We start from the raw sequence: 18,914 nt of genomic DNA, 5'->3' as shown, positions 1-18,914 counted from the left end.
GCAACCACATGCTGCGTAAACGCCTCGCAAGCCGGTCTCAGGGTCGAGATTATGAAATCGTGCGATTCCATTACGCAGCGCGCCAATAGGTAGCGGTCATGAGCTATCCGCAGAGTTTTGGGACGCTCTGCAGGATATTTGCGACAATCAATCTCTCACGGCAAAATTCACGAGGCGGTTGGGTACGACGACTTCTTTTGTGATCTGTTTTCCTTCAAGCAGGACACTTACTCTCGGATCATTCTTCACGGCACTCAGAAGAGCAGTGGTCGACAGACCCGGGGCGGCGAACACTTTGTGACGCAGCTTGCCATTGATTTGCACAACATATTCCCGACGCTCATCCTCAGCCAAATCTTCGTTGAATGACGGCCAAGGTGCATACGCAACAGAGGTCTGGTGACCCAGAATACACCATAATTCCTCGCAGATATGGGGCGCGAAGGGAGCGAGTAGCAGCACGAAGGTCTCCACCGCCGCTCGTGGCCTTCGCTCCAGCGCTATCAATGCGTTCGACATCTCCATCAACTTGGAGATTGCTGTGTTGAATCGCATCGCTTCAATATCCTCGCTGACCGCGCGGATGGTCTTGTGCGCCAAGCGGGCGATGTCGGATCCCGGCTGCGTGTCGCAGATCTGATCGTTCAGGCCATCCGTAGCGTTCGAGACCATGCGCCAAACCCGATGCAGGAAGCGGCTGACGCCTGCGACGCCTGACATCTGCCACGGTTTGGCCACGTCGAGAGGTCCCATGAACATCTCGTAGAGTCGCATGGCATCGGCGCCGTAGAGATCGATTACCTCGTCCGGATTGACAACATTGAACTTGGACTTGGACATCTTCTCGACCTGCTGGCTAACCGGCATATCTCCCGCAAACCATTGGCCGTTGTGCTCGCTGACATCATCCGGACGATAATACTTCCCGGAGGCATCACGATAAGAGAAGGCCAATATCATGCCTTGGTTGAAGAGCTTCTGGAATGGTTCTTTGGTCGATACAACGCCGATATCGAAGAGTACCTTGTGCCAGAAGCGGGCATATAGCAGGTGCAACACAGCATGCTCAGCGCCGCCGACATAAAGATCGACGGGCAGCCAGTATTTCTCCATCTCCGGGTCGATCGGTGCCACGGCATTTTTCGGATCGGCAAAGCGCAGGTAATACCAGCAAGAGCCCGCCCATTGCGGCATTGTATTGGTTTCTCGCAGCGCCTTCAGGCCGGTCGCGGGATCGCTCGTGTGCACCCAGTTCTCGGCCCGCGCCAGTGGTGGATCACCCGTCTCCGTCGGTTTGTAGTCGTCCAGTTCCGGCGCCAGCAACGGCAAGGCATCCTCTGGCAGCGGCACAATCGTGCCATCCGCCCGGTGCAGGATTGGAAAGGGTTCACCCCAATAGCGTTGCCGCGAGAACAGCCAGTCACGCAGGCGATATTGCGTCCGGCCTCGCCCAACGCCTCGCTCTTCGACCCAGGCGATAACAGCCTGCTTCGCCGCTGGCGCATCGAGACCGGTCCAGTCCCCCGAATTGACCAGGCGGCCCTCGCCCTCCCAAGCCTCCTCCTGAATGTTGATTCCTGACGGCGCAGCGATGACCTCAACGATTGGCAGGCCGAACGTGCGTGCGAACACGTGGTCACGAATGTCATGGGCGGGTACCGCCATGATGGCGCCGGTGCCATAGCCCATTAGCACGTAATCAGCGATCCAGATTGGTATCGGCCGACCGGTTGCGGGATTAATGGCGTATGCGCCAGTGAATACACCGCTCTTGTCGCTATCCTGCAATTTTTCGATATCGCTCAGCGCCGCGGTGCGGGTCAGATAGCCCTGCATCGCATCCCGCTGTGCTGGGCTCGTGATTGCTGACACCATGGGATGCTCGGGCGACAGCACAAGGAAGGTCGCCCCCCAGATAGTCTCCGGCCGGGTCGTGTAGACGGTGAGGCTATCCCCGTGCTCTTCAATGGCAAAAGCAATCTCCGCCCCTTCGGAACGGCCGATCCAGTTGCGCTGCATGGTTTTGATACCCTCAGGCCATTCGAGGCCGTCCAAATCCTCAAGCAGCCGATCGGCGTAGTCCGTGATTCTGAGCATCCATTGGCGCATGAGGCGGCGCTCGACCGGCTCGCCGGTCTCCACATATTTCCCGTCCTTTACTTCTTCATTCGCCAGAACCGTGCCCTGCGCTGGGCACCAGTTGACCGGCACCTCTGCCTGATAGGCAAGGCCACGTTCGTAGAGCTTGAGGAAAATCCATTGCGTCCAGCGGACGAAGTCTGGATCTGTGGTAGAGAATTCTCGGCTCCAGTCATAGGAGAAGCCCAGCCGCTGTATTTGGCTCTTGAAGTTAGCAATATTGGTCTTGGTCGTAACTGCGGGGTGTACACCTGTGCGCACGGCATACCGTTCCGCTGGCAATCCATAGGCATCCCAGCCCATCGGATGCAGTACGTTGAAACCCGCCATCCGCTTGTAGCGCGCGACGATATCGGTCGCGGTATAGCCTTCAGGGTGGCCGACATGCAGGCCCTCTCCCGACGGATACGGAAACATGTCGAGCACGTAATATTTCGGCTTGGAGCGGTCTTCTCCGGTTCGGAACACTGCATTAGTGTGCCAATAGTCCTGCCACTTGGGCTCGATACGCTTGGGATCGTAGGCCATGATTGTCTCTACCGGTTGATTTGGCCGAAGAGAGAGCAATAAAAAACCCGCCTCTCCGGCGGGTTACATATAAAAGCGCGCGCGCTAACCCACCTTCGTCAAGCGAAGATGCTTAGGAGCAGGCTGTGGGCGGCGCTGTAATTCATGTCTAAACGAGTGCCATGAATTTCATCGAATGTCCAGTTGTCGCAAATCTTCCGATTAAAGCGACACTTGTTTTCCCGACTTTTGCGACGTCGCAGAATACGTTATTCTGCGATAGCCGCAATGACCTGTAGAGCGGAAGCCGCCTATTCGGGCGGCTCGGCGAGAACCACCGCATCGTATGCCGCCTCTTCCTCGGCAAGCTGGTGCTTGGCGGCAGCAAGCTCCTTGAGGATCCAAACACGCTCGTCGCGGTACACGGCGTTACGCAACTCAGCGCGCAGTTCCTCGATGTGTTGTTCGGTCATCATCGTCTAGTCTCCTTGAGTTTGTGAAAGACGATGACCGGCGGCGGGACGGCGTGGCGAGGTCAGGGATCGCGTCAGCGACCGCCAGCGGCGGCGAGTGGGGGAGCCGAAATGCGATAGCATTTTGGGGGAACCGCTCGTCCTTGACGTCGTCAGGACGTCCCGGCACCATAGGTCGATCTGATCAGACCCTCCCTCTCCGTATGGCACCAGAAAGTTGAGGGCGGGCTCGATGCCCGCCTTCAGCTTAGTGTTAAGACGAGCAAGAGGCCCCGCCTGGTTGGCGGGGCCGTCGGGACCGTCAGTCGCGGTTCGGGCGGGACCAGATCAGCTGGTAGCCGTCCTCGCCTTCGACCTCGGAGAGCGTCGCGTAGATCGGAGCCGGGAAGCTCGGATCGTCGAGCTTGACCGAGAGGTAGTCGCGGTCGCTCTCGGCGGAGCGCTTCTGCCAGGCGGCGCCCAGCTCGACATTGCCGGCGTAGATGCGGAAGTGCGGGCCCTTGTCGGAGGGGGTCTCGACGCGGGCGATGCGGGCCTTGACGTTGAGAGCGAGGGTGCGGATCGAGCCGGTGAAGCCATTCTCGGTGGAGGTGAAGGTGCCGATGGTTGCCATTGTCATGTCCTTTCGCTGGTTCCGGGCCGCGCTCTTCGCGGCCTCGATGGCAGTCGCAAAGACCGGGGACGATCGGACCGCACCCCGAAGGGGCTGAAACGAAGTGAAAGGCGGCCGGGAGAGACTTTCTTGGGACCGCGAGGAATGGCGGCGACCCGGGGTCCCCGCTCGACTGGTCGAGTGGGGTGGGTTCCGACAGGGGAAGAAAGTTGCGGACGGCCGTTGCGGGAAAACGATCGAGGCGAAGCCGCTCTCCGGTCAGACATGCCCCATCGAGCCCGCAGAAGAGCCGGACGCGTGAGAGTGAAGCGAATTGGCAATGGCAATCTGCTGGGAAACTCCGCTGAAAGGCGTCAGCGGCGCAACGGACTGATGATGTCATGTGGCGGATAGTGCCTACCGCGTGGGACCGCCCCTGACTTGGCCCTGAGACTGCTTGATAGCCTGTGCCTGCTCGCGTGTCTGGGACTGCCCCTTGTCGAGCGTTTTCAGGACCTCGCGCGCCATGGAGATCTGCTGTGCGTCGAGCCCATGCTTGCTCGCCAAAGGTTCGAGGTTACGCGCGGTCCGTAGTTTGCCGAGATCGTCGCCAAATCGATGCTTGAACGAACGAATGGCCTTGTCTATTTCGGCCGCCTGCGCGTCGGAGAGGGGACGTTTCTTTTCGATGGCATCCATCAGCGCGGCGTCTGGCAAGCGGACCTCTATCCTGCCCCGTTCAGTAAGCTGCAGCTTTTCGCTGGCGGCTGCCTGACGGATTCCATGAGCCACCGAGATCAGCTGCTCCGCAGCGCCTATCAAACCAGCTCGCGCTACAACCGCATCGCGATGGGCGTTTCTTTCTTGCTGGCCGGAGAAGATGCCGGTCGATCCCTTGTAGGATCCATAGGAATTCGGATCCAGTTCGATCCGTCTGAGAACTGACCGATCGCCAATGATCCCTGTGAGGGCGGCGTGGCGGATGTCCTTGATGATTGGCGAGGGGTCCTTGTAGACTACCGCGGCGATCTTCTCGAACTTGGTATTGCTGCCAACGAAAGTGCTATTTGCGGCCAGGGCCGTGTTTATCTCAGCCTTCGTCAAGACCGGGTTCATCTCGCGCTTGGGGACGATAACCGGTCCTTGCTGAGGATCCGTCGAAGGCCCAAGCCCCGGCAAACGGCGAAGCATGTTTGCAGCCTGGGTCTGGCCAAGAGTTTCGATCCGAACGAATGGCTTCAGATAAAGGTCGAGGTGACCTTTGCCAGGAGCGTCCAGTTCTTTCGTCAATGCGTTGAGATAGTCGGTCTTGTTGGTCTGCGACCAATCGATGTGGATTCCTGCGCGGCGACAAAGCTCAGCGTGCACGGTCATGATCGTGCGCCCGTTTCCATCAAGAAATGGGTGCGCGTATGCGAGATAGCCCATGATCTCGCCCGGCTTGGTCCGCATCGTGCTGCGGTCGGCCGCCATTTCGAGGGCGGTCTCGACAGCTCTGCGAGAATCTGCGGGATGAGAGAAGAGATCGAAATTGCCATTCTTTCCGATGGCACTGCCAGGAGCAGTGACGGTACGATCCTGGCCAGCCCATGGATATAGGCCCGAAAAAAGCTTCGCGTGGGTCTGCAAAACGTCTTCGTAGGAAAGTTCGGTTCTCGACTTGAGGTAATCGAGCGCGAAATCGAGTTCGCCACGGAAAGCGGCGTGTTCCAGCCGTTTTACCGCAGTCTCATCGGCACCTCGGACATTCCTTAGATACCCTCGCGTGGCGTAATCACCGAAGGGGTCGAACGTCATGCGGACTCGAGATACTCACCATACAGGGAGGTCGCCTGCTCAGACGTGATAATGCCCTTGCGGCGCATGGTAACCACAAGGTCCTCTACCTCATCATAGATCACGTCATCCCCCGACAGGCGCGTGATCGTATCGGCCATCTCGTCAGTCGCGGTACGCTCGGCAACAATGCCATGCTGACGTGCCAACGCGCGAATGGCCTGCTCGGGGGTGGTGTCGGAATGACGGACTGCATGTGCCATGACGATCCTCGCTTTGTTGAAACAATATGTAGCATAGACGGTTAGTTGAATCGAGAGCGTCGCGCTTCTGCCGGCTTTTGGAGGCTCTTCGAAGTTTATTGGACAAAAGTGTTCCCGTCCTGCGTTAAAACGAGAAAGAGGCCCCGCCTGGTTGGCGGGGCCGTCGGGACCGTCAGTCGCGGTTGGGGCGGGACCAGATCAGCTGGTAGCCGTCCTCGCCTTCGACCTCGGAGAGCGTCGCGTAGATCGGAGCCGGGAAGCTCGGATCGTCGAGCTTCACCGAGAGGTAGTCACGGTCAGTTTGCTCAGAGCGCTTCTGCCAGGCGGCGCCCAGCTCAACATTGCCGGCATAGATGCGGAAGTGCGGGCCCTTGTCGGAGGGGGTCTCGACGCGGGCGATGCGGGCCTTGACGTTGAGAGCGAGGGTGCGGATCGAGCCGGTGAAGCCATTCTCGGTGGAGGTGAAGGTGCCGATGGTTGCCATTGTCATGTCCTTTCGCTGGTTCCGGGCCGCGCTCTTCGCGGCCTCGATGGCAGTCGCAAAGACCGGGGACGATCGGACCGCACCCCAAAGGGGCTGAAACGAAGTGAAAGGCGGCCGGGAGAGACTTTCTTGGCACCGCGAGGAATGGCGGCGACCCGGGGTCCCCGCTCGACTGGTCGAGTGGGGTGGGTTCCGACAGGGGAAGAAAGTCGCGGACGGCCGTTGCGGGAAAACGATCGAGGCGAAGCCGCTCTCCGGTCAGACATGCCTCATCGAGCCCGCAGAAGAGCCGGACGCATGAGCGGGAAAGAAAATGGCAATGGCAATCTATCGAATGAACACAAAGTGACAGGAGTAATCGGTTTTAGCGGAAGCGGCTGATTTCTGTTATGGGGTCGGCAGACATCTGGCCGAGCGCCTGATCGACCATGCCCGTTCCGTCGTGACTGTCCATGCGGGCAGCGATGATGCCTGTCGTCTCTGGCAGGCCATGGGGTTCCGCGCACTGACCGGGCACATATAGGCATACCCTGCGCCTCGCATGAGTGGCTTTCTTTTCATCCTGATCTTCGGCTAGGAATAGGGCATGCTGCTTCGCTCGATGTTCGCCGCAAATTACCGTTCGCTGCGCTCGATCCGCATGGATCTCGCCGGCGTCAATCTGTTCATCGGCGAGAATGGCGTCGGAAAATCCAATCTCTATCGCGCCCTGCAGCTCGTCCAGGCGGCGGTGCGCGGCAATCTGGCCTATGAGATCGCGGCCGAAGGCGGGATGGCCTCCGCACTCTGGTCCGGCCAGCGCCGGCAGGAGAAGAATTTCCGCATCAAGCTCGAAGTGGAGGTTCTTGATGAAGAGCGGGCGGTGACGTTCCGCTACCGGGTCGAGGCGGGGCTTCGTCCGCCTATCGACGCGGCGGGCTTTGCCTTCGAGCCGCAGGTGAAGGAGGAGGAGCTTTCAGTAGAAGCCGGTTCGCGGCCCGTGACGATGATGAAACGCGCCGGGCCGGGGATTATGGTGCGCGGGACAAGCGGTCCGATGGAGGAGTATCCTGAAAAGGCCATGACCTCCGAGACGGCAATCGCGCTGCTCGGCGATGCCGGCAACTATCCGGAAGTCGGCGCTTTTCGGCGATTAATCGACGGCTGGCGGTTCTTTCATGGTTTTCGAACGGATAGGGATTCCGCCCTGCGGCAGCCCTGCCTTGCCGTGACCTCGCCGCTGCTGGATCAGGACGGCGGCAACATGGCGGCGGTTTTCGCGACGCTTGTTCATACCCGCGGGGACACGGTGGAGCTCGACAGCGCGGTTGCTGCAGCCCTTGGCGGGGCGAAACTGCATGTGCCTGAGCCGGGTGAATATGCGGAATTCGGCCTGGTTTTTCCCGATTTCCCCAAACGGGTGTTTCAGCCGCGGGAGCTTTCCGACGGGCAGATTCGCTTCCTTGGGCTCGCTGCGGCGCTGATGTCCTATCGCCAGCCGCCGCTGATCGCGCTCAACGAGCCGGAGGCGAGCCTGCATCCGGACATGCTTCCGCCGCTGGCCGACATGATCGCCCAGACGGCACGCCACAGCCAGATCTGGATCGTTACCCATTCCGAACTGCTCGCCGCCGCCGTTCAGGAGCGTTGCGGCACGCGGCCGCGGCGGGTGATCCGAAAGGAGGGCGCCACCTGGATCGACGGCATGCGGCTGACCGGCCTCATCGACTGCGAAGATGAGGAAGACTAGTCCTGTTTAGGGCCCGGTTCGGTGGTTCAGGTGCCGGTCGGGCCCACGGCAACCGATCGGCGTCATGTGGGACGGCGACATCGACGACAAGCTCGATCTCAAGAAGCTGAGGCCGATCACGCTGGTTTTCGATTACCCAACGCTTTCCACGGAGTGCGCGATTTCGTCGACTGAATGGCATTCGAATCTCCCCTCATACGCGAAAAGGTCTCGCGCGGAGTGGTGACCGGGGAAGTGAAGGTGGTGGCAGGCGGGCGGTCAGTACTGTTCCTGCCCTTCGAGGATCTCGGCCTGATCATCGTCGATGAAGAGCGCGACCCCGCTTACAAGCAGGAGGACGCGGTGTTCTACAACGCGCGCGATATGGCGGTGGTGCGGGCCGGATCGGCGATTTTCCGATCGTACTGGTTTCGGCGACGCTTCGGCGGAAAGCCAGGTCAATGGTCTGGCCGGCGCTACAACACCGTGCACCTGCCGACCCGTTTCGGCGATGCGGCAATGCCGGACCTGCACCTGATCGACAGGAAGCCGCCACGCCGGATCCTAAATCCAGCATATATCGCATTTCTTTCTGTATATGCTGGATTTATATCGGCCTCGGCGGGTCTTCTGCCCGCCGTGCCGGCTCAATGAGCCGGGCGACCATCGTAGGGGTCGTACTCGTACATGATCTCGACCTCATCGCCATCGATTTCGTCTGCGGGAAGGACGCCGAACTCGTCGCCCGATCTGAAGAGAACGACGGGGACCATGAGTGTGCGTGCGAGATCAAAGGCGTGAGATTGTGCGAGGCTGAGATTGTGCGACATGGCGAAGAGGCTCCATCCTGGAGCGGGACCATTCCCGCTCGATGGCTCCTCCAGAAGTCGAGCATCCGGCCGCGATCACCGCAAGGCGAAGCCTGCGGCGGCACGCTTGCGTAGTCCGACCCTTTAGGGGTTGATCGTACAAGGCCGGGGATCGACGGAGCCCATCGACAAAGAGCGGGCCTGGTTCTGCTCCGGGGTGGCACTGACAGATATGGCGCGCTATTTCAGTCTCGCCGCCGCTGTCCCGCCAATTACCAGGCATCATCGCCGCCGTTCATCATCCGCTCGGGTTAGAGGCCGCACATGCCTTCACACTCGTTGGGCCACAGATCGAGTTGGCCATGATCGGCCGCCGTCGAAAGGTCGACATTCTCGAGCGGCACACAGGATCGATGCAGGTAGACCTCGCCGCGGATCCCACGCAGCCCCGACCGGATCGCCCTATCGACCTCTATAGCATCAGCCCATGCTTCGGGATCATGATCCCGTATCGCGCGCCAGCGGCCATTGTCATGGAAAGGGCAACCGATGCAGGCGGATTTCGGGGGCTCGGGATAGCCATGCCGGCGCAGCCAGGCCAGGCAGTCACAACGCTTCAGCCGCTGTTCTATCAACGGGTAACGCTTGATCTGCCATGCCTCGAAGCTCGGCTTCGCGCGCACGACCTCGTCGAGGCTTATGCCGATCCAGGATTCGACCACTGCGAAATTCGGGGAGCGTTTCCGGGTCAGTCCGACAAGCTCTCTCACCTTGCGGCGGATCGGCACGATCTTGAAATCGCCTGTGCACTGACGCCGGATCATACCGATCGATACCGTCTCGGTCGTCGTCTGCCGCCGTCCGATTTCGATCACCGTGCCCTCGTCGTCCTCGTCAAGGATCGGGATCTCTGTCCCCGCTGGCGTCACCATCTTCGTAAAGGCCGGGATCGACGCCCAGCGTCGCCCGTCCGCCGCCTCCATCAGGCCGTCGCGGATGTTGCCTGCCGAGACGACGTGAACCGGGAACGGCAAAACGTTCGGCGACATCAGCCACTCGAGGTGCTCATAGACTGCTTTCGGCTCCCAGCCGGTATCGGCGAAGATCGCGCAATCCGGCATGGGTCCGATCTCGCCATGGGCCGCCATCAGTGCCAGTGTCGTGGACTGGACGCCGGCGCCAAGCGACAATGCGCGCAGGCGGATGGGCGAGCGCGCCGCGCCCTCCCCGTCATGTATCGGAGCGTGGAGCATCAGCGTCCCTCCCCGTTTGCAGCAAGCAGCCAAAGCCGAAGGTCCTGCCGCATCCTGCCGATCGGCCCGTTGATCTCCGTGATCGCAGCATCGGCTTTCAGATAGCCGCCGTCACGGAAGAGCGTCACGAACTCACGCATGACATCGAGGTAGAGTTGGCCGCCAACAAGTGCGACCTCCATGAATGGTGCACGACCAAACTGCGTTATGGCCGCAATATGCATGCCGGCATGTTCGCCTGAGGGCAGGACCCGCCGCTGCGTTTTCGGGCGCGGCCACCGTGTTCCGAGACCGCCAGCCTTGATGGCGGCGGCGATCTCCCTGGTCATACGCGTATCGTAGATCTCGATTGGTGTATCCGCCGATCGAAACCCGAAATGTGCCGACAGGAAGGCGATCTTCGCCAACCTGCCGTCGGGGTCGACCGTGCGCAGTGTGCGCCATAGCGGCCCGTCATATCGCTCGATCGCTGGCATATATTTCGGACCATCGCGTTTCGTGGCCGAGCAGGCGAGGATCAGCAACCGGCAGGGAGAATTCGCGGTCATCACGCAGCCTCCCTGTGTTCAGCTGCCACCGGCTGCAAGCTGTGCAGATAATTTACAGCACGTTGGGCATGGGCGGCTGCCTGGAAGATCGCCCGCTTATCATTGGCAAGCAGGGCTAACCAAGACGCAAGGTAGCTTGCATGATCAGGTCGTGGCTCAAGTTCTGGCGCGATCCCGAGATCGGCGCACAAGAAGCAACTACCAAGCTCCGCGACCAGTTCTTCCCGGGCCCTTTCCGTTTTGTCCTTCGCATATCGGCTGAGGTCGCGCCCGACGCGGCCTTTCGTAGCCGTCCAATGAACATGCTCATGCCCCTGTACAGCCACCTCGGCTCCCGCATCTCGGAATGCCTCTGACGGCGGCATCTGGATATGATCGGTGGCGGGAGAATAATAGGCCTGGTTGCCACCGCGGCGAACATGCGAGCCAGTGTTGCGAAAGAACGCATCGGCATGTTCGATGCGTTCCACCGGATCAAACACAGGCGTTGTGGCGCCGTAATACTCATCTGGCAAACCGTCGATCTGAGCGATGTTAAAGACCGTGTATGCCTTGAGAAACGGAATATCCCGCTCCACCTCGCCGCCCTTGCTGTCGGTCTCCGACTTGGTGAAGCGGCTTGCATAGATAACCGTCGCTCCGGTCTCGCCCTTGCGTACAGCGCCATTCAGCTGCAAGGCTTGCTTGAACGTCATCCATGTCGGCGAGACATAACCGTGCGTCACGCTCTCCGACCACAACAGCAATACGTTTAGTCCGCTATAGGGTTCGCCATTGTGGCGCAGCGGCCGGGTGATCCGCCCGGTCGTGTTTGCGGCCGACCACGGCTTCATCCATGGGCGCACGCCTTTTTCCAGGTCAGCGACGATCTTGTCCGTGATCCGCGCATAGAGATCGGCGCGTTCGCCCTGCTCTTTTCTCTTCATTTCGTTGAACCTCCGTTTTCGGAGGTCGCGCCAATCGCGACCCCGTCACGGCGGTCCGAAGGCCGGGGAGATCAGGGATGAGCGCACGCGGAACGCGCCGCAACGGCGTGAAGGAGGGCGCAAGCCCTTGCGCGAAACCCTCGCCCCGGCAGGACCGGAGGCGGGACGGGTCGCGATGAGATCGATTATTGTGCCTCTTCCTCGGCGCGAGCGAGCGACTTCACCAGCAGGACAACTTTCTGCCGCACGGCAGCCGAAGGGATCTGCATGAAGGCGCGGTTGAGATTGACACCTTCATTCGACGTCAGAAACAGCGCGACCTCGTCGATCTCGCGTCTTGATTGGGGGTCCGTGCCATCTTCTGACGCTGCCTGACTTCCGGCGAAGAAATAGGAGACCGGGACCTCAAGTGCCTGCGCGATATCGCTAAGCCGGCTGGCGCCGACGCGGTTTGAACCCTTCTCGTATTTCTGGACCTGCTGAAACGTGATCCCAAGAGCCGCCGCCAAAGCCTGCTGGGTCATCCCCTTCACTTTCCGCTGCAGGCGGATGCGGCTACCAACTTCGACATCGATGGCATCGGGTATCTTTTCCCCGTTTCTCAAATCGTGTCTCCTTCTCGCGTCATGAACTTAACGTCAAGCGCTGTCGGGTGAGGGCGTATCACCCCTGACCTGCGCCTGCGATTGTCGCTCCCGCCGGATTTCCTCGACACGCACCTGGGCTGCCAGACGATCGTCCTCACTGACGGTCACCAGAGGACGAGCCTCGATGTCATGCCGCATAGCATCCGGCTGGGCGCTGGCGAGAAGATAGTTCTTGGAGCGGGCGTAGGCAGAGATTGCACGGCGCAGATGGACTGCCGGAACATCCGGCAGCAGACGAGCCCGAAATGCGTCAAATATGCCGATCACGAAAGGACGAAGCTGATCGCTGTCGTTGACGGGAAGAACAGGCGCGGGCGCGGCCAGCAAGGCATTTATGGCCGCCGCCTTGCGCAAATCCGAAGCGGTCGCAAGGACTGGTCCCTGGGACCGGGTCCAGGGCGCCGGTTTGCTATTGGCATCTATCGTTTCGTTCACCGCTGATCCCTTTAAAGCGTTCTCCGCAGCAACATATAGGCTTGGAGAACTAAGCATAACAGGACAAGCACGCAAGTCGGCCGGGATGCAACCCGGCCGACTACCACGTCCGACAGTAAGTTGGCGGAGCCGAAGCTCCGCCAGATAGCTTTACTCGAGGGCCGACATCTGCGCTGCGGCCGCCTTGCGGTCGAGTGTCTGGCCGGGATTCTCGACCGGCCGGTCGAAGGGCTTCCAGGTTTCGCCGACCACTTGCTCATAGGCAGCAACAGCGCCGACTGCCGCCATTCTGAGCGCGTGCGCCTGGATACCCATGTCAGCTGCGAATTCGCGCTTGCGCTGGGCGGCACTGTCGTAGCCGACCGGACCGTCGAGATCCTCGTCGCGGGCATCCGCAGCACTCTTGGCGGTGGCGTCACGCGCCTCGGTGACGGCGCGGGAGTAGAACTGGCCGGCGCCATGGGCCGATCCGACATAGGCCCCGACGATGCGCTGCAGATGGATCTGCATCGCCCGTTCGCCAAGGCCATCGGAAAGGGCGGTGGCGGTCTCGACGATCAGGCGCTCGTGCATGTCGCGGATGCCGTCGCTATCGAGAATGGCGGTGCCAAAACTTTCGGCGATCCGGAGCGCCTGGGTTTCGTCGGGGCATGTAAGGCGGACCATTTCGAGGGTGGCGCCTTTTCGCAGCGGCACGACGCGGGCGGAGGGGCGGGTTGATTGGCGGGACTGGGTGGTGGACTTTGCCATGATTGGTTTCCTTTTTGCTTCGCCGAAGCGTCGGCCCCCTGGCCGTTCCGTCCTTCGGTGCGGCGACAAGAAACCGGCGCAAGCCGGGCGGTTCAGGGTCCGGGCAGGCCAGATCGAGCGGAGAAGGCATGCGGTCAAGCGGGGCTGGCCAAGCCCTTGCGAAGCCCGCGTGCCTGCTTTGTCGAGAGCGGCATGACCGGCCGCCCCGCGGCGCGTCAGCGGCCTTGAACCGAACGGGCGCCGGTTCAGACCGCCACGAAACCGAAGGACGGAACGGCCAGAGGCAAACCTCGGATGTCGAAGTGGAGAGGAAACCATGCAAGACCTGCGCCAGGCCAGGCCAATCCACCCTTCCGCCCTCCCTGCCTTGCTTGCCAGCCATCACAGGCGCCGGATGTCACTGCTGGCTCGCGGCCCAGTTTGACCAGCGTTGCCGGGGAGAGCTGCACGGGCACGCAATGATGCAATTGCCGCTTCCTGCCGCGCGAGCTTCCTCGAGAGCGCATCGATTTCCGGCTGCCGCTCGGCGGTGATGGCGGCGAGATTGGTGCGATAGCGGTTGAGGAACGCGTCCGGCTCATGCGGTCTGCCACGTCGATACCTGGGTTTGCGCGCGCCAAGCGATGGTATCAGGGCGGTCATCTTGCGGATGATCTGACGCTCGATCATGCCGATCTGGTGCCGCGTCTGCCGGCAGGCGTCCTCCATGCGCCGCAATTCCACGTGGTGGTCGATGGAGGAGATCATGCCGCATCCCTCCCGTTCCATGATGCGAAGCTCGATGGGCCGTCAAATGCCGCATGCCGGGTCTCGTCTATGACGAAGCCGAAACCGCCGGCCTGATAGTCTACGGACGGCACCAGAAAGCGCCGTTCCTCGACGCCGTGATCGCGCCTGCCACCACGCGTGGCGATGACCTCCGTCATGCCGGGATGATGGTCCGAGCGAAGCGCGGAGATCACGACCCAGTCGTTGGCATGTTGCTGCTCGAAGGCGCGGCTATCCTTTGTGTGGGATTCACCGGGTGCGAGGCGCGTCCCGGAAATTGTCTCCCATGCGTCGGGCTCCCAATCCTTGAGTGTCCGTGCCGCGCAACGCCGCTCGAACCCAGTGAACAGGTCGGGAAAGGCGACCGCGACAGCCGCCCAGGCGGAATCCTCCTCGTACCAACCGTCCTGCGACCGCAACATCGGATGGACTTGCGCATTGTGATTTCCGGAGAGCTTGAAGCCTCCATGTCCCGCCGTGGTGTGGGAAACCACGCCCTCGGCATAGATCGTCGCGCCTTGCGACGGACCCCAGGGCGTATTGCAGTGTATCCGCGCCGGTCTGCGTGCAAGGCGAAGCAGCTCGCGGCTATTCTCGGCCTGTTCGAACATCCGCGCTCGAAATGCCGGCTCATCCTCGATCCTGCCGTGGTGAGAATAGAAGTCGCCCCGCGTGAGATCGGCAAGTGGCCGTGGAACCTGCCATGCGGAGCTCAGAAAATACTGACCGTCGCGCCCTGGCACCATGGCGAAGACAAGGTCTCCGATGCGAGCCACTGCGAGGCCGTCTGCACTTTGTCCAAACTCCACCCCTGAAGTGTCAGGGGTGGATGGACCGGCTGTTTCAGGAGTGGGACCCTTCATCCTGCGGCCCTCCCTTCGACGACATCGGCGGCGATCTCGTCGGCGGCCACGTCTTCAAGGACCGCTGAGGGGTAGCCGTGCCGCGACAGCCAGTCTTTCGCAGCCTCGCGGTTCGCCGCAAGATGCACGAGTTCGGCAGTGTCGCCGGCACGGTCGAACACGCGGCAACTGCCAATGGCAGGACGCTCGACAACGCGGAACGTCAATTCGGTTGCAAGCGAGAACGTACGGTGGATACGGATGGTAATGACTCCTTCGCCGCCAAAATCGCCTTCGTGCAGCGTGACGTTTGCCGGCAGGATGATGCTGCCGGCGGCGCGCTCGTCCTGCTTGCGGATCAGCCGGCCAGAGCTGTTGTTGGTCTTCCAGGCGGACAGCTTTTTGCGATGCCGTTCGGGTGGCCGCGGCGTGCCGTCGGACCATTGAAGGATGGCGCCGATCGGCGCCAGAAATGCGAGATGTGCAGACATGCGACTTCTCCCTGAATTGAGGGGTGCTGGAAACAAAACCGCCGCCGATGGAGACCAACGGCGGCGGGGCTGCATTGGGAGAGGAATTGGAAGCGGCTATTCCGCCGCGATCCCGTAAGCGTCCGGCTCCTCGTCCGGCGCGCCGGCTTCGGATCCATCGTCGAGCGCATCGGGAAGATCGTCCTCACCTTCGAAGGGATCGGCACTCTCTTCCTCAAGGGCCGCAGTCTCAGTGCCGCCGTCGATGTCGGCCTCTTCCTCATCGTCCACAGCCTCGCCGTGTTTGATCAGATCGGTGACGTCCTGGCGGTCGGGTGCAAAGAGCGCGGAAGCGTGGACAAAGCGTTCCTGACCGAAATGATCGACAAGAGCCGCCCGCGTCTCCCGCACCTTCTGGCGCGGAAGCACGTTTGCCTCCTTCGCCGCCGCCTCCAGCGCTTGCCGCGACAGGCACAACAGAAAATCTTCCGAACCCATGTTGGGCAGGAAGCTGTCGGCGCCGATGGCGTCGCCGGCGATACGCGACACCACGCCACTGTTCGACATGCCGCGCCGGCATGACAGCACGTCGATCAGCACCGAGCGGGCAGCGATACGCACCGTCTCCATGTCGAAGGCGAGCTTGCCGTCCCCGGAGAGCAGCCGGGCGGCATGGCGCCCGAAGCGCTTCGGCCCGTACAGGCTGTCGCTGACGCCAGAATCGACGCGGACGTTCCGACCGGCGAAGGCAAGGACGAGCAGCGCCATCAGCATATCGTCCTCGATCGGTGCGCGACCGAGTGCCTCGTGCAGGGCATCGGTGCGAAAGTCGCCGATCATGTCCTGACCCTTCTGGGTGACATCCGGGCGAGGCTTCGGTGCGTCGATGATCGGATCATCGACTGATCCTGTCGCATCATTACCAGCGGAAGCATCACCCCTACCCTTCTTCTTGTCTTCGGGCATGCGGAAAGCAACCGACTGCACCTTGCCGTCACGGTCGAGATACATCGCGACATGATCGGACTTCGACGGCTTGCCGTAGATGCGCTCGGCCTTTTTCGGGAGCTCGGGCTGGCCCCAGTTGTTGACCTCGACGATCGCGCCCTTCTTGGGAAGGTTGCTGGTCATCCATTCCTGCTGGGCGCCGAGGAAGGCCTCGACATTGGTCGTGTAGCGGCTGTCCTGATCGGCCGGCGCGAACAGGTCCTCGACCCATTCGATACCGTAGGCCTGAGCCAGATCGTCGCCGAAACTCGCATCCCTGGCGAACATGCGGTTCTTCGAAAGCGCCCGTGAGATGTTGTACCAGTCGGCGCGTTCGGCCTTCTTCGGCTTGTTGGCCTTCCAGACTTGCCTCTGTTCCTCGATCGACGCGGCGGCGATGGTGCGCAGCTGCTGCTCGTTCGGCATGTCGCCAAGCGCCATATGGTCGAGCATGGCCGGCAGAACATTGGCGAGAAGCCGCAGTTTGCGGATCTGGCGGACCGGCAGGGCGAGCGCCACGCCAATCGCTTCCTCGGTCCAGCCGAGGGCAACGAGCCGTTCGATGCCGCGCCACTGATCGATAGGATTGAGCGGCTCACGGGCGATGTTCTCGACCATCGAGCGCATGGCGCCGTTGTCATTGGCCGCCTCACGGACGATGACGTCGATTTCCTCGAGGCCCGCGGCTATCGCCTGGGCGACGCGCCGATGCCCGGCCTGAATGATGTAGCCGTTTCCGCCATCGGTTTCCGGCGCGACGATGGGTGGCTGGATGATGCCGACGGCCTTGACCGTTGCCAGCAGCAGCGCATCGGCCTGCGGTGACGATTTCGAGCGACGCGCGTCGTCGGGATTGTTCTTCAGCGCACGGGGATCGAGTTTGAGGATCTGCATGGGATTTGCTCCTTCCGTGTTTCGGGGCGGCGGATCGCCACCCCTTCCTGTCTTCACTTCTTTGCGAAGACACTTCCCGGACCGCGGAGCGAACAGGCCGGTGCAACTGCGGCCGAGCATCCCTGCCGCGAAGATCAAGCGGGGCCAGGAGCCCTGCGAAGAACCAGTGGCCGGGATCGCGCAGGCGGCGGTTGAGCGCCAGCGTCAACGGCCTGGGCGATCTGCGAACGGTTTCCTTCTCTCTCGGTTTTTCTTTCTTTTTCCCACTGGGATCACACAAAACCGGTCGCTGGCGCGCAGGATTTGCGGGGCGAGGACACACGCGAGAGCGGCCCATGGCCGGAATCTTCCACTCACGTAACTCGATCGCCGCGGAATTTCTGAAGCGTCGTTGCCAAGGGGCCGGCCATCGCGCGATTAGCGCTTGCGTCTACGTCCAATCGGTTTGGAGGCGGCCTCGCCTTCTGCATTCAGCCGCAACTGAAGCTCCTTGCCGGCCTTGAAGAACGGAACCCACTTTTCCTCGACGAATACCGCATCTCCGGTCATGGGATTGCGTCCCGATCGCGACGGACGGTTTCTGATGGAAAATGTTCCAAAGCCTCTCAGCTCGACCCGGTCGCCATTTTCCAGCGCCTCGGTAATGTCGTCCAGGATCGCATCAACGATCCGCTCCACATCGCGATGATAGAGGTGCGGATTGCGTGATGCGACGATTGCGACAAGCTCGGATCTAATCATGCTGGTTTCATAGCGAAATTGCCTTTTTTGGCAAAGTGGGTAAATGGTTGGAAGAGGTATGCCAAATGAAAGACATGCAGCGCGAGCAGCTCTTGCTTACCATGGTCGTCAATCAGATTTTGCGCAACCCGCTCACCGGGGAGTCGGCCAGCTCGCGAATGAAGCAGGTCGCGTTGATGACAGTGATATATACATGCATCCCCCGTAACAGCCTTGTCAGCCTCAGCGATTTGGGCAGGATCACCGGTTTAACCCGGGCGGGCATCATCGAAACCATCGAACCGCTTGTTCGACGCGGCCTTCTGATAGAGACGATGGGAAAAAACTCCATGGGTCGGGGTACGGCGCGTTATTTCGAGGTTGCTTCATCCTTGAAGCCGACCGTTGTAACGGGGTCGGGCGTTGACTTGGAGCAGAAATGCTGACGGGCACCGCACCACGATGCTATTGAGCCGACGCCGCAAACGGCGGGTGCCACTGACACAATGATCGAAAAGCAACAGAAGCAAATGCAAATTTTCACGGAATATAACGGCAAACGTTTTGTAACGAACATGGATTTCCTCCTTGCGGACGAAGAGGATTATGCCACCTATCAACTCAATGCGGCGCGGCTCAACGAAGAGCTCGGCAAGGACCCATTCTTTTGGGCGAACGATCGCAAAGCCGTCCCGATGGAGACCGACTTCAAGCCCGGTAAATATCAGTACTGGATTGCCGCGCTCAATAGTCGGGAGGAAATAGCGATCCCGATCCTGACACAGACGTTCGAGGGCGATGTTACGGTCCTTTCCGGCCGCCACCGCATCATGGCTATGATGGATACGGGTTTCGAAAAGATCCCGGTGCGGGCGAAAATCACGCTTGGAGAAAAGCTGGCCCCTCTCGCATAGAGCACCGTA

At 60.9% G+C, this 18,914-nt stretch carries 23 protein-coding genes and 1 pseudogene; 5 read left to right on the top strand and 19 right to left on the bottom strand.

The genetic code is table 11. From position 1 onward, the window contains the following. Positions 1-147 precede the first annotated feature (147 nt). The 4 genes from leuS to G6L97_RS26435 form a co-directional block, all read right to left on the bottom strand. Positions 148-2,667 carry a leucine--tRNA ligase gene (gene leuS / locus G6L97_RS26450; RefSeq protein WP_174004481.1) on the bottom strand — a complete coding sequence of 840 codons (2,520 nt, stop codon included), beginning with the start codon at positions 2,665-2,667 and terminating at the stop codon, positions 148-150. 290 nt (positions 2,668-2,957) lie between these two features. After that, a complete protein-coding gene (locus G6L97_RS26445; protein ID WP_174004479.1) occupies positions 2,958-3,122 on the bottom strand; it encodes a hypothetical protein in 165 nt (54 codons plus the stop codon). A gap of 298 nt (positions 3,123-3,420) precedes the next feature. Continuing rightward, positions 3,421-3,732: a DUF736 domain-containing protein gene (locus G6L97_RS26440; RefSeq protein ID WP_272438530.1), complete on the bottom strand. Its 312-nt coding sequence runs from the start codon at positions 3,730-3,732 to the stop codon at positions 3,421-3,423. A 396-nt stretch (positions 3,733-4,128) separates the two neighbouring features. Then, positions 4,129-5,340 carry a Fic family protein gene (locus G6L97_RS26435; RefSeq protein ID WP_236776399.1) on the bottom strand — a complete coding sequence of 404 codons (1,212 nt, stop codon included), beginning with the start codon at positions 5,338-5,340 and terminating at the stop codon, positions 4,129-4,131. On the opposite strand from G6L97_RS26435, the gene G6L97_RS26430 reads away from it, so the two are divergent. Beyond that, positions 5,329-5,466 carry a hypothetical protein gene (locus G6L97_RS26430; RefSeq protein WP_236776398.1) on the top strand — a complete coding sequence of 46 codons (138 nt, stop codon included), beginning with the start codon at positions 5,329-5,331 and terminating at the stop codon, positions 5,464-5,466. The genes G6L97_RS26435 and G6L97_RS26430 overlap by 12 nt on opposite strands. A gap of 38 nt (positions 5,467-5,504) precedes the next feature. Here the strand turns inward: G6L97_RS26430 and G6L97_RS26425 are convergent, their stop codons facing one another. The 3 genes from G6L97_RS26425 to G6L97_RS26415 form a co-directional block, all read right to left on the bottom strand. Beyond that, positions 5,505-5,750 (bottom strand): hypothetical protein, encoded by a 246-nt coding sequence (locus tag G6L97_RS26425; RefSeq protein WP_174004475.1) that lies wholly within the window; start codon positions 5,748-5,750, stop codon positions 5,505-5,507. Positions 5,751-5,922: 172 nt separating this feature from the next. Next, positions 5,923-6,234: a DUF736 domain-containing protein gene (locus tag G6L97_RS26420; protein WP_174004473.1), complete on the bottom strand. Its 312-nt coding sequence runs from the start codon at positions 6,232-6,234 to the stop codon at positions 5,923-5,925. 364 nt (positions 6,235-6,598) lie between these two features. Further along, positions 6,599-6,751, bottom strand: a complete 153-nt coding sequence (locus tag G6L97_RS26415) for a hypothetical protein (RefSeq protein ID WP_174004471.1) — start codon at positions 6,749-6,751, stop codon at positions 6,599-6,601. 69 nt (positions 6,752-6,820) lie between these two features. Here G6L97_RS26415 and G6L97_RS26410 point away from each other — a divergent pair, with 69 nt between their 5' ends. Further along, positions 6,821-7,963, top strand: a complete 1,143-nt coding sequence (locus tag G6L97_RS26410) for an AAA family ATPase (RefSeq protein WP_174004469.1) — start codon at positions 6,821-6,823, stop codon at positions 7,961-7,963. Positions 7,964-8,149: 186 nt separating this feature from the next. Beyond that, positions 8,150-8,524 (top strand): annotated as a pseudogene (locus G6L97_RS26405) (primosomal protein N'); the annotation flags it as partial. A gap of 65 nt (positions 8,525-8,589) precedes the next feature. Here the strand turns inward: G6L97_RS26405 and G6L97_RS26400 are convergent. The 12 genes from G6L97_RS26400 to G6L97_RS26345 form a co-directional block, all read right to left on the bottom strand. After that, positions 8,590-8,772 (bottom strand): hypothetical protein, encoded by a 183-nt coding sequence (locus tag G6L97_RS26400; RefSeq protein WP_174004467.1) that lies wholly within the window; start codon positions 8,770-8,772, stop codon positions 8,590-8,592. Positions 8,773-9,062: 290 nt separating this feature from the next. Continuing rightward, on the bottom strand, positions 9,063-10,004 hold the full coding sequence (locus tag G6L97_RS26395) for a hypothetical protein (protein WP_174004465.1): 942 nt from the start codon (positions 10,002-10,004) through the stop codon (positions 9,063-9,065). Beyond that, positions 10,004-10,552: a hypothetical protein gene (locus G6L97_RS26390; protein WP_174004463.1), complete on the bottom strand. Its 549-nt coding sequence runs from the start codon at positions 10,550-10,552 to the stop codon at positions 10,004-10,006. The genes G6L97_RS26395 and G6L97_RS26390 overlap by 1 nt, the downstream gene beginning before the upstream one ends. After that, entirely contained in the window at positions 10,552-11,478 is a 927-nt protein-coding gene (locus tag G6L97_RS26385) for an ArdC family protein (RefSeq protein ID WP_174004461.1), read from the bottom strand. The genes G6L97_RS26390 and G6L97_RS26385 overlap by 1 nt, the downstream gene beginning before the upstream one ends. A 185-nt stretch (positions 11,479-11,663) precedes the next feature. Then, positions 11,664-12,083, bottom strand: coding sequence for a helix-turn-helix domain-containing protein (locus tag G6L97_RS26380; protein ID WP_174004459.1), 420 nt, complete (start codon positions 12,081-12,083; stop codon positions 11,664-11,666). A gap of 33 nt (positions 12,084-12,116) precedes the next feature. Then, positions 12,117-12,560, bottom strand: coding sequence for a ProQ/FINO family protein (locus G6L97_RS26375; protein ID WP_272438529.1), 444 nt, complete (start codon positions 12,558-12,560; stop codon positions 12,117-12,119). Positions 12,561-12,710: 150 nt separating this feature from the next. Then, on the bottom strand, positions 12,711-13,310 hold the full coding sequence (locus G6L97_RS26370; RefSeq protein WP_174004455.1) for a hypothetical protein: 600 nt from the start codon (positions 13,308-13,310) through the stop codon (positions 12,711-12,713). Between the two features lie 381 nt (positions 13,311-13,691). Further along, positions 13,692-14,057, bottom strand: a complete 366-nt coding sequence (locus G6L97_RS26365) for a dsRNA-binding motif domain-containing protein (RefSeq protein ID WP_172691417.1) — start codon at positions 14,055-14,057, stop codon at positions 13,692-13,694. Beyond that, positions 14,054-14,941, bottom strand: a complete 888-nt coding sequence (locus G6L97_RS26360; protein ID WP_174004453.1) for a DUF7007 domain-containing protein — start codon at positions 14,939-14,941, stop codon at positions 14,054-14,056. The genes G6L97_RS26365 and G6L97_RS26360 overlap by 4 nt, the downstream gene beginning before the upstream one ends. Further along, on the bottom strand, positions 14,938-15,411 hold the full coding sequence (locus tag G6L97_RS26355; RefSeq protein WP_174004451.1) for a hypothetical protein: 474 nt from the start codon (positions 15,409-15,411) through the stop codon (positions 14,938-14,940). The genes G6L97_RS26360 and G6L97_RS26355 overlap by 4 nt, the downstream gene beginning before the upstream one ends. 96 nt (positions 15,412-15,507) lie before the next feature. Beyond that, the gene (locus G6L97_RS26350) at positions 15,508-17,271 is read right to left on the bottom strand and encodes a ParB/RepB/Spo0J family partition protein (protein ID WP_174004449.1); all 1,764 of its coding nucleotides are present in this window, start codon (positions 17,269-17,271) and stop codon (positions 15,508-15,510) included. A 417-nt stretch (positions 17,272-17,688) separates the two neighbouring features. Further along, positions 17,689-18,012 carry an integration host factor subunit beta gene (locus tag G6L97_RS26345; protein WP_174004447.1) on the bottom strand — a complete coding sequence of 108 codons (324 nt, stop codon included), beginning with the start codon at positions 18,010-18,012 and terminating at the stop codon, positions 17,689-17,691. Between the two features lie 65 nt (positions 18,013-18,077). On the opposite strand from G6L97_RS26345, the gene G6L97_RS26340 reads away from it, so the two are divergent. Both G6L97_RS26340 and G6L97_RS26335 read left to right on the top strand, forming a co-directional pair. Beyond that, positions 18,078-18,437: a transcriptional regulator gene (locus G6L97_RS26340; RefSeq protein WP_174004445.1), complete on the top strand. Its 360-nt coding sequence runs from the start codon at positions 18,078-18,080 to the stop codon at positions 18,435-18,437. A gap of 84 nt (positions 18,438-18,521) precedes the next feature. Further along, a complete protein-coding gene (locus G6L97_RS26335; protein WP_272438528.1) occupies positions 18,522-18,905 on the top strand; it encodes a ParB N-terminal domain-containing protein in 384 nt (127 codons plus the stop codon). The last annotated feature ends 9 nt before the right edge of the window (positions 18,906-18,914 follow it).

The sequence above is a fragment of the Agrobacterium tumefaciens genome (assembly GCF_013318015.2).
Lineage (GTDB): Bacteria > Pseudomonadota > Alphaproteobacteria > Rhizobiales > Rhizobiaceae > Agrobacterium > Agrobacterium tumefaciens.
The sequence above is the reverse complement of the archived record's forward strand: the minus strand, read 5'-3'. Positions and strand labels throughout refer to the sequence as shown.

Excerpts from the sequence above, each read along its gene's own strand:
- G6L97_RS26355 (WP_174004451.1), bottom strand. The coding sequence starts at position 15,411 with ATGTCTGCACATCTCGCATTTCTGGCGCCGATCGGCGCCATCCTTCAA.
- G6L97_RS26350 (WP_174004449.1), bottom strand. The coding sequence starts at position 17,271 with ATGCAGATCCTCAAACTCGATCCCCGTGCGCTGAAGAACAATCCCGAC.
- G6L97_RS26335 (WP_272438528.1), top strand. The coding sequence starts at position 18,522 with ATGCAAATTTTCACGGAATATAACGGCAAACGTTTTGTAACGAACATG.
- G6L97_RS26370 (WP_174004455.1), bottom strand. The coding sequence starts at position 13,310 with ATGGCAAAGTCCACCACCCAGTCCCGCCAATCAACCCGCCCCTCCGCC.
- G6L97_RS26425 (WP_174004475.1), bottom strand. The coding sequence starts at position 5,750 with ATGGCACATGCAGTCCGTCATTCCGACACCACCCCCGAGCAGGCCATT.
- G6L97_RS26420 (WP_174004473.1), bottom strand. The coding sequence starts at position 6,234 with ATGGCAACCATCGGCACCTTCACCTCCACCGAGAATGGCTTCACCGGC.
- G6L97_RS26360 (WP_174004453.1), bottom strand. The coding sequence starts at position 14,941 with ATGAAGGGTCCCACTCCTGAAACAGCCGGTCCATCCACCCCTGACACT.
- G6L97_RS26445 (WP_174004479.1), bottom strand. The coding sequence starts at position 3,122 with ATGATGACCGAACAACACATCGAGGAACTGCGCGCTGAGTTGCGTAAC.
- G6L97_RS26390 (WP_174004463.1), bottom strand. The coding sequence starts at position 10,552 with ATGACCGCGAATTCTCCCTGCCGGTTGCTGATCCTCGCCTGCTCGGCC.
- G6L97_RS26385 (WP_174004461.1), bottom strand. The coding sequence starts at position 11,478 with ATGAAGAGAAAAGAGCAGGGCGAACGCGCCGATCTCTATGCGCGGATC.
- leuS (WP_174004481.1), bottom strand. The coding sequence starts at position 2,667 with ATGGCCTACGATCCCAAGCGTATCGAGCCCAAGTGGCAGGACTATTGG.
- G6L97_RS26340 (WP_174004445.1), top strand. The coding sequence starts at position 18,078 with ATGAAAGACATGCAGCGCGAGCAGCTCTTGCTTACCATGGTCGTCAAT.
- G6L97_RS26365 (WP_172691417.1), bottom strand. The coding sequence starts at position 14,057 with ATGATCTCCTCCATCGACCACCACGTGGAATTGCGGCGCATGGAGGAC.
- G6L97_RS26395 (WP_174004465.1), bottom strand. The coding sequence starts at position 10,004 with ATGCTCCACGCTCCGATACATGACGGGGAGGGCGCGGCGCGCTCGCCC.
- G6L97_RS26410 (WP_174004469.1), top strand. The coding sequence starts at position 6,821 with ATGCTGCTTCGCTCGATGTTCGCCGCAAATTACCGTTCGCTGCGCTCG.
- G6L97_RS26345 (WP_174004447.1), bottom strand. The coding sequence starts at position 18,012 with ATGATTAGATCCGAGCTTGTCGCAATCGTCGCATCACGCAATCCGCAC.
- G6L97_RS26440 (WP_272438530.1), bottom strand. The coding sequence starts at position 3,732 with ATGGCAACCATCGGCACCTTCACCTCCACCGAGAATGGCTTCACCGGC.
- G6L97_RS26400 (WP_174004467.1), bottom strand. The coding sequence starts at position 8,772 with ATGTCGCACAATCTCAGCCTCGCACAATCTCACGCCTTTGATCTCGCA.